At 70.1% G+C, this 13,059-nt stretch carries 4 protein-coding genes (1 of these 4 only partly in view); 1 reads left to right on the forward strand and 3 read right to left on the reverse strand.

Annotated elements, in window-relative coordinates; all coding sequences use genetic code 11:
• From ON31_RS26155 to mftF, 3 genes are all read right to left on the reverse strand, one after another.
• A protein-coding gene (locus ON31_RS26155; RefSeq protein WP_255222262.1) for a non-ribosomal peptide synthase/polyketide synthase crosses the window boundary here: on the reverse strand, window positions 1-8,695 show its beginning. The gene continues 9,329 nt to the left of window position 1, outside the view; only the first 8,695 of its 18,024 coding nucleotides appear in the window; the start codon lies at window positions 8,693-8,695; its stop codon lies beyond the left edge, outside the window.
• A 539-nt stretch (window positions 8,696-9,234) separates the two neighbouring features.
• Window positions 9,235-10,602 (reverse strand): GAF domain-containing protein, encoded by a 1,368-nt coding sequence (locus ON31_RS26160; RefSeq protein WP_039817442.1) that lies wholly within the window; start codon window positions 10,600-10,602, stop codon window positions 9,235-9,237.
• Window positions 10,603-10,790: 188 nt separating this feature from the next.
• A complete protein-coding gene (gene mftF, locus ON31_RS26165) occupies window positions 10,791-12,191 on the reverse strand; it encodes a mycofactocin biosynthesis glycosyltransferase MftF (RefSeq protein ID WP_039817443.1) in 1,401 nt (466 codons plus the stop codon).
• A gap of 196 nt (window positions 12,192-12,387) precedes the next feature.
• Between mftF and mftR2 the strand changes: the two genes are divergently transcribed.
• Complete coding sequence (gene mftR2 / locus ON31_RS26170) at window positions 12,388-13,014, forward strand: mycofactocin system transcriptional regulator MftR2 (RefSeq protein WP_051037764.1); 627 nt, start codon at window positions 12,388-12,390, stop codon at window positions 13,012-13,014.
• Window positions 13,015-13,059 lie beyond the last annotated feature (45 nt).

Raw genomic sequence — 13,059 nt, forward strand, 5'->3', positions numbered from 1 at the left:
CGAAAGCGTACGAGTGGAACATGACCCACACGTCCGACGGCCCGAAACCGTAATCGCCCTCGGTATTGTCGAACAGCCGCACCACGTTTCGGTGCGGAACGAGCACCCCCTTGGGGCGGCCGGTGGAGCCGGAGGTATAGATGACGTAGGCCGGATGGGCGGGATCCAGCCGCGCGCGGCGATCCCGGTCGGTCACCGGGGCCGCCGAGTAGCCGTCGAGTTCCGCGGTGTCCACATCGATCACGGGTCCGCCGAACCAGCCCGCGGGCAGATTCGCACCGGCGCTGGTCAGCGCACACACCGGCCGCGCGTCATCGACCACGTACTCGATGCGATCAGCCGGATAATTCGGATCGATCGGCAGATAACCACCACCCGCCTTCACCACCGCCAACAACGCCACCACCAGATCCGCGGTCCGCGGCAACGCCACCGCCACCAACGCCTCCGGCCCGACACCGGCGGCGATCAACCGACGCGCCAACCGATTCGACCGCGCATCCAACTCGGCGTAGCTGAGGGCGGAACCATCCACTCGCACCGCCACGGCCGCCGGATCGATCGCCGCGGCGGCGGCGAAACGACCGGCCAGCGTGGCCGTCGCGTCCACTCCCGGTGCCGTGGTCGACCACCGGTACAGCAGGCAGTGCCGCTCCCCCTCGCCGAGCAGGCGGATATCGGCGACCGGCAGCGCGGGGTAGGCGGCGACCGTCTCCAGCATCAGCTCGAAACGTCCGGCGAGCATGTCGATGGTCACCACGTCGAAGAGATCGGTGGCGTAGGTGATCTCGACATCCAGGTCGCCGGTATCCGGTTCGGCCACGGTGAGCTGGAGATCGAACCTGGCCGTTCCGGTGGTCACCGGCAGGGCCGCCACGCGCAGGTCGGCCACCGCCCCGGCGGGCAGGCTGTGGTTCTGGAAGGTCAGGGCCACCTGGAACAGCGGATGCCGGTTCGTCACCCGGGCGGGGGCCAACTCCTCCACCAGCCGCTCGAACGGCACCTCGGCGTGGGCGAAGGCCCGCAGATCGGCGTCCCGCACCGCGGCCAGCAGCTCCGTGAAGGAGCGCTCCGGGTGCACCTCGGTGCGCAGCACCAGGGTGTTGACGAACATGCCGACCAGATCATCCAGGGCCCGTTCACCACGGCCCGCGACCGGCGTGCCGATGGGGATGTCGCGCTGGCCCGACAGGGTCGCCAGCAGTGCGGCGAAGGCCGCGTGCACGACCATGAACAGTGAGGCGTGCTGACTCTCGGCGAGCCGTCGCAGCCGGTCGCGCAGGTCGGCGGAGACGGCGAAGCGATGCGCGGCTCCTCGACCCGACGGCGTGGCCGGACGCGGCCGGTCCGTCGGCAGGGCCAGCACCTCGGGCAGTCCGTCGAGTTCGGCGCGCCAGAAGTGGAGTTGTTCGGCCAGGAGGGATTCCGGGTCGTCGGCCGTGCCGAGCAGATCACGCTGCCACAGCGTGTAATCCGCGTACTGCACCGGCAGCGGCGGCCACTCCGGTGCGTCGGCGGCCCGGCGAGCGACATACGCGGCCAACAGATCGCGGGTCAGCGGGGCGATGGACCAGCCGTCGGCCGCGATGTGGTGCACCGCGACCACCAGCACGTGATCGTGCTCCCCGGTACGCAGCAGCGTCAGGCGCAGCGGCACCCGTTCGGCCACCGCGAACGGTTCGGCGGCCAGGGCACGAATACGTTCGTCGAGTTCGGCAGGGGCGATATCCGCCGTCACGAGAGCCACGGCCGCCGCGTCGACCGGCAGCACCCGCTGCCGCCCGATGCCGTTCACCGCCGGATAGACGGTGCGCAGCGTTTCGTGCCGCGCGACCACGTCGGTGACCGCGGCCGCCAGCGCGTCCCGGTCGAGTTCACCCTCCAGTCGCAGTGCGGCGACAAGATTGTCGGCGACGGACGCGGCGTCGAAGCGGTTCGCGAACCACATGCGCTGCTGCGCGTAGGAGAGGGGCACCGTCTCCGGCCGCACCCCCGCCACCAGCGGTGGCCGCGGACGCTCGATACCGGGGGCGATGTTGTCGGCCAGACGAGCGACCGTCGGATGCTCGAACAGCAGGCGGACCGGCACCTCCGCGCCCATCGCCGCGGCCAGCCGCGCCGAAATACGGGTTGCGACCAGGGAGTTACCACCGAGTGCGAAGAAGTCGTCGTCGAGGCCGACCCGGCGCGCGCCCAGTACCTCGGCGAAGATCTCCGCGACCGCACGCTGCGCGGGAGTCACCGGGGCGCGGTAGGCCGTGGTGCGCACCTGAGGTTCCGGCAGCGCCGTGCGGTTCAGCTTGCCGGAGGCGGTGAGCGGCATCTCGGTCAACCGCGTGTAGGCGGTCGGCACCATGTAGGAGGGCAGGATCCCGCGCAGGCGCTCGCTCAGCACCTCGGCCAGTTCGGATTCGGGGAGATCGGTGACCACGTAGGCCGCCAGCAGCTCGCCGGCGGAGTGGTGGTGCACCGTCACCGCCGCCGCGCGCACGTCGTGGGCGGCCAGCAGGGCGGACTCGATCTCGCCGAGTTCGATGCGCTGGCCGCGCAGCTTCACCTGGAAGTCGCGGCGGCCCAGGTATTCGAGTGCGCCCGCGCGGTTCCAGCGCACCAGGTCGCCGGTGCGGTACATGCGAGAGCCGCCGGGGCCGAACGGGTCCGGGACGAAGCGGTCGGCGGTGAGATCGGCGCGGCCGTGGTAGCCGCGCGCCAGCTGTACGCCGGACAGGTACAGTTCGCCGGGCACCGTGGGCGGCACCGGTCGCAGGCGGGCGTCGAGGACGTAGGCGTGCGCGCCGGATACCGCGCGGCCGATGGGCACCGGGCCGGACGCGGCCGAGTCGGCGGGGGCGTGGGTGGCGTGCACCGTGAACTCGGTCGGGCCGTACAGGTTGTGCAGGGCGGCATTGCTCACCCGGGCGAAGGCGGCGGCGATCTCGCCGCCGAATGCCTCACCGGCCACCAGCACCGTTCGCAGCGAGGCGATTTCGGCCGGTGCGACGGACTGCGCGAAGACCGCCAGCATGGCGGGCACGAACGAGGTCATGGTGACCCCGTAGAGCGCGATGGTCTCCGCGAGGTAGGCGGGGTCTCGATGCCCGTCGTGGGCGGCGACCACCAGGGTCGCGCCGCGCACCAACGGGGCGAACAGTTCCCACACCGAGACGTCGAAGGTGGCGGGGGTCTTGAACAGCACCACGTCGGTGCGGGCGACGTCGTACTCGGCGGCGATCCAGGAGATTTGGTTCGCGACCGAAGCATGCTGGACGGCAACGCCTTTGGGGACTCCGGTGGAGCCGGAGGTGAAGATGACGTAGGCCAGGTTCGCCGCCCGCAGCGGCCCCCGGCGGTCCAGATCGGTCACCGGGTCGGCGGCGAAGGCGGACAGTCCGGCGGTGTCGACGACCACCACCGCCACATCGGTCTCGGCTTCCCAGCCGTCGTCCGAGGTGGTCAGCACACAGACCGGTCGCGCGGTCTCGACCACCCGGCGCACCCGGGCCGCGGGCTGGTCCGGATCGACCGGCACGTACGCGCCGCCCGCGGTGAGCACCGCGTAGGCCGCCAGCACGAATTCGGCCGAGCGCCGCATCCCCAGCACCACCGGGGCGTCGGGTCCGACGCCGAGCGAAACGAGCAGCCGGGCAAGCCGATTGACCTGCGCCGACATCTCCGCGTACGTGAGCACCCAGGGGCCGTCGATGAGCGCGACGGCGGCGGGGGTGGCCCGAACCTGGCGTTCGAATGCCGCGATCACCGTTTCGGCGAGCTCAGCGGTCACGGCGGTCGCGGCCACCTGAGCGCCCGCACCACCCGCGGCACGGGCGGATTCCGTTGTGGCCGTGCCCAGCTCGAGAACTTCGCGGGCTTCGTTCGCGTCCAGGAGGGGCAGGTCGGCCACCGGGGTGCCGGGGGTGCGGGTGATGGTGTCGAGCAGGCGCAGCAGATAGCGCGCGTACTCGGCGATGGTGGTGGAATCGAATAGATCCGTGGCGAAGGTGAACTCCGCCTGGATCCCCGCCGGTGCCGGACCTTCCCCGGGACCGGCACCGGCGAAGCTTTCGGTGACCGCGATCGAAAGATCGAATTTGGTCACTCCGGTGTCCAGGGTACCCGCCGTGGCAAGCAATCCGGGCAGTTCGACACCGATACCCCCGGCGCCCGTCCAGGACAGCATCACCTGGAACAACGGATGCCGGGCTCGCGAGCGTGCCGGGTTCAGCACCTCGACCAGCTGCTCGAACGGCACATCGGCGTGCGCGAAGGCGGCAAGATCGACTTCGCGTACCCGGTCCAGCAGCGCGGAGAACGGGATTCGTCCGTCGACCGGTGTGCGCAGCGGCAGCGTCTGGACGAACATGCCGATCAGTTCGTCCAGTTCGCGCTCTCCGCGACCGCCCACCGGGGTGCCGATGACGATGTCGTCGCCTCCGGACAGCCGGGCCAGCAGCACCGCGAGCGCGGCGTGCACCAGCATGAAGGTCGAAACACCGTGTTCCTGAGCGGTTTCCGCCAGGCGCACATGCAGACCGGTAGGTACTTCCAGCAGGTAGGTGGCTCCGGCTCCGCTCGCCACCGCGGGACGCGGCCGATCCGACGGCAGGTCCAACTGCTCCGGCGCGCCCGCCAGGGCCTCGGTCCAGAAGCGCAGCTGCCGTGCCGCGAGCGAGTGTTCGTCGGCGGGATCACCGAGCCGTTCCCGCTGCCACAGCGTGTAATCCGCGTACTGCAACGGCAGCGGAGCCCAGCCCGGCGCGTGCCCCGCACGCCGCGCCGCGTAGGCGGTGGCCACATCGCGCGCCAGGACGGGCAGCGACAGTCCGTCGGCGGCGATGTGGTGCAACACCACCGCCAGTGCCAGATCCCGCTCGGCGATCAGGAAAAGCCGTGCACGGAAGGGGATCTCATGCTCCAGATCGAAGCCCTCGGCCGCGAAGCGACGCAATTCGGCATCCAGCTCCGCAGCGCTGATCGGCTCGACGTCCGCCCCCATCGCACCGCCGACGGCAGCCTGCGCACCCGCCACCGGGTCGACCACGCCCGCCGCGGAGTCGGCCGCCGCCGTGACTGAATCGGCTGCACCCGAGACTTCGGCCGTGCCCGGCACGGGAAGAGCGGTGGCGGCGGGGGTCGGCCGTGCGTAATCCGCGAGCGGCGCACTGCCGCCGAAGAGTCCGCAGTCCATGCCGTTCGGCCAGCGGGGGTCCACGAACGGCGATACCGCGTCGGCCGGCAGCACGCGCTGGCATGCGCCGGCATCGGTGCGTGGGAAGATCGTGCGCAGCACCTCGTGCCGGGCCACCACATCCGCGACCGCCGCCCGCAGCGCCGCGATATCCGCGTCGCCGCGCAGCCGCACCACGAACGGCATGTTGTAGTCGGCGCCGGTGCTGTCGAGCCGGTTCAGGAACCAGATGCGCTGCTGCGCCGGGGACAGCGGCAGTACCTCCGGACGCTCACGCGGCACCGGGACCGCTGCACCGACCTCCGCGTCGGCATCCACGAAATGCTGCTCGATCACGGCGGCCAGCGCCGCGACGGTGGTGGCGCTGAACAGCTCTCGCAGGCCGATCCGGCAGCCGAGCTCGGCGGCCAGCCGCGCCGACACCCGCGTGGCCACCAGGCTGTTGCCGCCGAGCGCGAAGAAGTCGTCGTCGCGCCCGACCCGCTCGTGGCCGAGCACCTCGCCCAGCACCCGCGCCACCGTCGCCTCGACCGGGGAAGCGGGGGCGGTGTAGGCCGCGGCGGTGCGGCGCGGCGCGGGCAGCGCCTTGCGATCCAATTTGCCGGAACTGTTGAGCGGCAGGTCGTCCAGCAGCAGGTAACTGGTCGGCACCATATAGGCGGGCAGGGCGCGCGCCGCGGCGGCCCGCAGCCGCTCCTCGCTCACCGCGCCCGAAGCCGACGGCACCACATACGCGACGAGTTGGTCGTCGCGCACCAGCACCACGGCGTGCGCCACCCGCTCCACCGCGGCCAACACCGTCTCGATCTCGCCGAGTTCGATGCGCAGCCCACGCAGCTTCACCTGGAAGTCGGTGCGGCCCAGGTACTCCACCTCGCCGCGGGTGTTCCAGCACACCAGATCGCCGGTGCGGTACATGAGTTCGCCGGGGGCCGCGAACGGATCGGCCACGAAGCGCTCGGCCGTCAGGCCAGGGCGCGCCACGTAGCCCCGGGCGAGCTGAACCCCCGACAGATACAGCTCACCCGGGATCCCTACGGGAACCGGTCGCAGACGTGAATCGAGCACGTACAACCGGGTGTTGAACACCGGCGCGCCGATCGGCGCGAATTCGGCGTCCCCGCCGGTCACCTCGTGGCAGGTGACCTCTACGGCGGCTTCGGTGGGGCCGTACAGGTTGTGTACGCGAGCCCCGGTCAAAGCGGCGACGCGCAGTGCCGGACTCACCGGCAGCGCCTCGCCCGAGCACCATACGTGGCGCAACGTTCGAACTGCGTTGCGTCCCCCGGACGCCGCGTGTGCGTCCGGCGTCTCCAGCGCGGTCACGAAGGCCGTCAGCATGGACGGCACGAAATGCGCCGAGGTGATGCCCTCGCGGCGAATCAGGTCCGCGATGTAGTCGGGATCGGTGTGGCCGTCCGGGCGCGCCAGCACCAACCGCGCGCCCACCTGCAGCGGCCAGAAGAATTCCGGTACCGAGACGTCGAAGGTGAACGGCGTCTTCTGGAGGACGCGGTCGGAATCGGTCAGCGCCACATAGCCGGTCTGCATCCAGAGCAGCCGGTTGACGATCGAGCGGTGGCTGACCGCCACACCCTTGGGGCGGCCGGTGGAACCCGAGGTGAAGATGACGTAGGCGGTGTTCGCGGGCCGCAGCGGCGCGAGGCGCTCGGCATCGATCAGCGGCGCGCTCTGGTAGCCGTCGAGCTCGAGGGTGTCCACGCTGATCACGGGGGCGTCCAGGGCCGTGGGCCGGTCCGCGGTCCGGGTGAGCACGCACACCGGCCGCGCGGTATCGAGAATGTGGCCGAGGCGTTCGGCCGGATGATCCGGGTCCAGCGGTACGTACGCACCGCCCGCCGCCTGGATCGCGTACATGGCGATCACCAGTTCGGGTGAGCGCCGCAGGTGCAGACCCACGAGCGACTCCGGTCCGACGCCGAGCGAGATCAGATGCCGGGCCAGCCGATTCACACGTGCGTCGAGTTCGCCGTAGCTGAGCTCGCACCCCGGTGCGCCCGGGCAGCGCAGTGCCACGGCGTCGGGCGTCCGCCGCACCTGCGCGGCGAACAGGGAGACCAGCGTGGCGTCGCGTCCCACCGGGCGGCCGGTGTCGTTCCAGGTGCGCAGGCTCACCGTGCGTTCCAGCTCGGTGGTCACCGGCACGGCACCGAGCGGCGTCCCCGGATCGGCCCCGAGCAGCCGCTCCAGGAAGGCGACGAAACGGCCGTGGTGTCTGGCGATCTCGTCGTGGGTGTAGAGGTTCGGATTGGCCTCGAACTCCAGGTGCACCCGGTCGCTGTCGCCGTAGTAGACCTGCATGCTCAGGTCCTCCACCGGACCGCTGGTGAGCACGTGATACCGGCCGGGGGCGTCGCCAAGGGTGAGGTCGGCGGGGAACAGCATGATGTTGGCCAGCGGCCCGTACAGCGTCCGCCCGCCGGGTCCGCCGTCGCGATCGGTGTCGCGGTGCATATCCTCGAGCCGATAGCGCTGGTGCCGCAGTGCGCCCGACACCTCCAGCCGGGTGGTGCGCAGCAGCTGCGCCCAGGTGGCGTCGGCGTCGAGTGGCAGCCGCAGCGGCACGATATTGGACAGCATGCCCGCCGAACGCCGCATGACCGCCGTGGTGCGGGCCGTCACCGGCATGGACAGCACGGCCTCCGGGCGGTCGGTCAGGCGTGCCAGGTAGGCGGCGAAGGCCGCCAGCAGCACCACCGCCGCCGATGAATCATGCGTGGCCGCAAGGGAATTCATGGCCTCTGTCAACCGCGGCGGCAGTGCTCGGCCGTACCGACGATTTCCGGCGGCGGGCGCGGCCACGCGCCGCGACAGGGTGGTGGGCTCCAGCCCGCGGATCCGCTCGCTCCAGTAGGCGCGGTCGGTTGCGAAGCGGTCGCTGTCGCGATACGACAGTTCGCCCGCCACCAGCGACTCCAGCGTTCCGGACCGGACCGGGCCGGGTTCGGTGCCGCGCACGCGCGCGGTGTAGCGCTCGGCCACCCGCATGGTGTTGGTGAGCGCGCCGAAACCGTCGAGCACGATGTGGTGCGCTCGCATGTACCAGAACCAGCGCCGATCGGCGACGCGCAGGACGGCTCCGGCGAACAGGCGATCGGTGAGCAGATCGACCGGCGCGGTGGCATCGGCGCGCATCCATTCGTGGGCGGCGGCGATCGGATCGGCGGCGGCGCGCAGGTCGACGATCTGGTGTTCCACCGACAGCGAAGGGTCCACAACCTGCTGGGGTTGCCCGTCGATCTCCACGAAACGCACCAGGGCGGAACCGAATTCGCGAGCCGCGCCGACCAGCACCTGGTTCAGCAGCGCGGGGTCCAGCTCGCCGGCGACGTCCACGTACTGCGCCACATTGATCGGCACCTCCGGATCGAGGAGCTGCGCGTACCAGACGCCCAGCTGCGCCGGAGCCAGCGGGAACGGCACGGGATCCGTCACCACCGGCTCGACCCGCCGGGCCACTCCGACACCATCCAACTCCGTACCCTGCACCAGAGCCTCCTCGATATGACGAATCAACAAGCGGCGAAACGCTTTTCAGGCAGCACAAATCAGGCCCGAGCACCGTCTGCGCGATGCCCGTGCCGCGGAACCACCACGGGAATTCGACGAATGCGCGCCACCCCGCCCACGGGGTGCCACACGCGTGATCTGCTGCGGACTTCCCAGCCGCACCGAAAGAGATCCTCTGCCCTCGGATCGGCGGCCGGAACGCGGGTGCGAGGCGGGCCGAAACCATGTGGAGCCCGGGCGCTTCCCGCATCTGGATCTACTGCTCTAGCTCTTCCTCCAACTCACGCGACCACTGGTGGACACTGTCCAAAAGTGGCCGCACTGTCACCTGCGTCACATGGATGCGGTCCATGTATGGCGAAGACTAGGCGTTTACAGAATAAAACGGAACTTTTTCCGGAAAAAAAGTTGGACGAGCGTCTAGTTGGCTCACGGGAGAACGCGGCGGCCACCGCGAATGTGGGTGTCGCCACACTGCGGTCGTCAGATGTGACTGACCGCGCTTTCGGATGTGGAGACTAGGAGCCGAAACGTTGCATCTGCGTTGCATCGGCGCCCATACGCCGATCGAGAACGCGAATCTTGGCTTCTATCTGCGAATACAAGGGAGAGTCCCGGTCAACGGTAGCGCGATAGGCGACCCAGGCCGCCGCGTCGTCACGCCCCTCCGCGCCCGCGGTCCATCTGCTGAGCACGGTCGTATCCCCGGAACGCAGCACAGCGGTGCGCAACCGCACGCGCAACTCATCGCGAATGTCTATGACTCCCGGGGCGGTCGAACGCGGCAGAACCGGCCCCGAATAGAGCCGAACGGCGGCCTCCACATCACCGGAATCCAGCGCGGCGCGCAGCGCCTCCACATCCGTGGCGATAGGCACCAGCAATCGATAGGGACGCGAACCGAAGACCTTGGAACCCACCACCGAACGCAGTCGCGACACCGCGGCGCGGATGGTGGCGTTGTCCAGATCGGCGTCGTCCAGCAACAGCGCGAGATGGTCCGCGCTCAGCCCCTCGGTGTGTTCGGCGAGCAGCAGCAGGATCTCGGCATGCCGCTGCGACAACGGAACTCGCTCCCCCGCCACGGTCAGCTGCGGCTGCCCGAGCCCGAGCACCTCCAGACCGAGGCGTTCCGGCGCGGGCGGGTGCAGTGCATCGGCGGGATGGCGCACCTGCTGATCCCGGCCGGAGCGCACCGCCGCCAGCAGCAGATCCATTTCCGCGGCGGTGGCGGCGGCCTTCACCAGCGCGAGGATCTCCGGGCGCGCCACCCGCACCCCGCCCGCGATCATGAGCACGCCGACCAGGCGGCCGTCCGGATCGTGAACGGGCGCGGCGGCTCCGGTGATCTGATGCATGCGGTGCAGGAAGTGTTCGGGCCCGTGGATCCAGGCCGCGCGGCCGGTGCGCACCACCAGGCCCACCGCGTTGGTGCCGACCCGGCGCTCGGACAGGTCGTTGCCCTCCCGCAATCCGGCCTCGGCCGCGGCGCTCACCCGATCGGGCGTGCCGTGCACCGACAGCACCCGGCCGAACTGGTCGGCCACCACCACGATGAGCCCGGTGCCGGTGGCGTCGCGCAGCAGCAGTTTGTCCACCAGCGGCATCACCGCGGCGATCGCGTGATTGTCCCGATACCGTTGCAGGTCAGCGCCTCTCAGGCCGCGCCCGTCACCATCGTCCATGGGATCGACGCCGCCGCGCAGGCTGCGCAGCCAGGATTCCAGGACCATCGGCCGCAGCAGACCCGCCAACTGACCCAGTTGTTCGGGGCCGACGCTCAGATAGCCGTGGGCCTGTGCGGCATAGGCTTCGAGCGCACCCAGCTGTGAGCCCGATTCGGCGCCGTGCTGGGAGGGGCTCCCACCTGCGATGTTGCTGACCATTTGCCTTTCCCTTCGGGCACAAACTGTACCGACGAAGGAGTGGATACAACCCGGAAGCAGGTTCTTTGTCCGGCAGGTCACACCGTGACAGCACCCTCACAAAATGTGAGATGTGTCTATTTATCTTTAATTCGGGTTTGTTCTTCGTGGCCGACGCCCCGGCGCGAGGTTGCGGGAAGGACGCCGGTTCAGTGCGGCGGCAGCGTCGGGCGCAGGGTCACCGCGGACCGCGCGCGGGCCGCTCCCCACCACAGGCCGGTGCCGTGGGCGACGTCGTCCAGACGTTTGCAGGCCAGGTAGCGCACCGGGTCCAGGCCGCCCGGTTCGCGATGGGTGAACCAGTCCGCCAGGCCGTCGGCCATCGCCATGGTGAACGCGATGCGGCGAATGCGACGCGACAGCACCATGCTCAGCACGGTGACGGGCCAGTAGTGGCGGCACAGCGCCGACGCCAGCCGCCACAGCCCCGCGGAGAAACCGCGCGCCAGATAGATGGCCGAGACCCGGGTGGGATTGTCGAGTTCGGCGAAGACGCGGCGCAGCCGGGCCAGGGTGGCGCACAGGGTGAGCAGACCGCAGAACACGCCCGAACGGGTGAGGGTGGCGAACAGCAGGGCGGCCACCGCGGTCCACAGCGGCACCGCCAGCGGCGCCGCCATCCCGGGATGGCGCTGCCCCAGCGGAGCCACACCGGCACCTTCGGAGACCTTGTGCGCGAACCACTTTCGCAACGATACCGGGCACTCGTGCGCCACTCGCGCGGCGGGCTCGTAGCGCAGCCGCCAGCCCGCGCGCTCCAGCCGCCAGCACAGGTCGATATCCGCGCCCGCGGTCATGGTCTCGTCGAATCCGCCCGCACGCGTCAGGGCGTCACGGCGCACCAGCAGTGCGGTGCCCGGGACATAGGGCACCGGGCCGCGCGAGCGCACCGCGGACTCGCGGCGGCCACGCTCCAGCGACGCGCGCATGTGCTCGTAGCGGGCCAGCACCGTGGAATCCGGGTCCATGGCCAGCAGGCGCGGGGCGACCAGGGCCACCTTGGGATCGCTGAAGTGACCCAGCATGACCTCCAGCCAGCCGCTGCGCGGCACCACGTCCGACTCCAGGAACGCCACGAATTCGGTTGTGGCGGCCCGCAATCCCAGATTGCGCGCGGCGGCGGCGCCGCGGCGGCGATCCGAGCGCAGCACCGTCACCCGACGGCGGGTGCCGCGTGCGGGCGGAATGCGGACCGGGCGATCCGAGCCGTCGTCCACCACGATCACCGAATGCCCGCGCAGCGCCGAGAGCAGCCGCTCCAACCCGGCGGCGTCGTTGTGCAGCGGCACGATCACGGTGACGTCCTCCGGCGAGGGCAGCAATCGCGGACGCGGATTACCGACCCCGGAATCGAGCAGGCGTCTGGCCACCCGGGCCGAGAGCGGATCGGTCACCTCGAGGTAGCCGTCGCCGATCCGGGCCGCAGCCTCCGGCGCGAGCCGCAGCAACCCGGTCGGCGAGCCACCGACCAGGAAACGTCCACCGGAGTAAGTGCGCACCCTGGGATCGATTCGCACCCCGAAACCATCGGGAAGTCGATCATGGCGCATTCCAGAGATGCTAGGTCAGCACATAGGCGGCAAACGGGATCGGCACGCCGCTCCCGAAGACCCGTGCCCGGACCGGAACGTGGCGGGACCACCGGCGGAGCGCGCGCTCTAGACTGCGTGGAACAACAGCAGCGCAGGTAGTAGGGACGGCCGTCGCCGTACCCGCAATGGTCGAGGTGGCATGGGAGTCGGACGTATGCAGTCGAGTGGGGGCGGCAACACTCTGTCGGAGTCCGAGATCGTCGAGGCCGCCCTTCGGGTGGTCCGGCAGGACGGCGTGGAGAAGCTCTCCATGCGCCGCCTGTCCCGCGAACTCGGGGTGTCCCCGATGGCTCCGTACTATTACGTGGCGGACAAGCGCGAGCTACTCGACCTGGTCGCCACCGCCGCCCTCACCGGCGTGCGCAAGCCGCCGCCCGACGCCGGGCCGTGGCAGCGACGGCTGCGCGATCTCATCGACCAGATCGACGAGAAGCTGCGCAAACATCCCGGCCTCGGCGACGTGCTGATCGAACAGATGCTGGGCAAGCAGCTCGATCTCATCGCGGCGCTGATGGAGATCCTGTTCGAGGCCGGGTTCAGCGATCGCAATGTGCTCTCCGGCTACGCGACCATCCACACCTACCTGTTCGGCCGGGGTCGGGTGAATCCGCGCGACCGCTCGGCGCTGCACGACGACCGGGCGCTGCCGGAGGCGGTGGAACGGGCCACCAAGCATTTATCGGACCTGCGTGGGAAGTACTCCTACGACTTCGGAATGGACGTACTGATCGCCGGGCTCGAGGCCCAGCTTGTCCGGCAGCGGGACGGCCACGTAGTATGAAACTAGAACACGTTCTAGTTTGGCCACACAGCGCCGGGTTCGAGA

The sequence above is a fragment of the Nocardia otitidiscaviarum NBRC 14405 genome, from assembly GCF_000308635.1.
In the GTDB taxonomy this organism is placed as follows: Bacteria; Actinomycetota; Actinomycetes; order Mycobacteriales; family Mycobacteriaceae; genus Nocardia; species Nocardia otitidiscaviarum.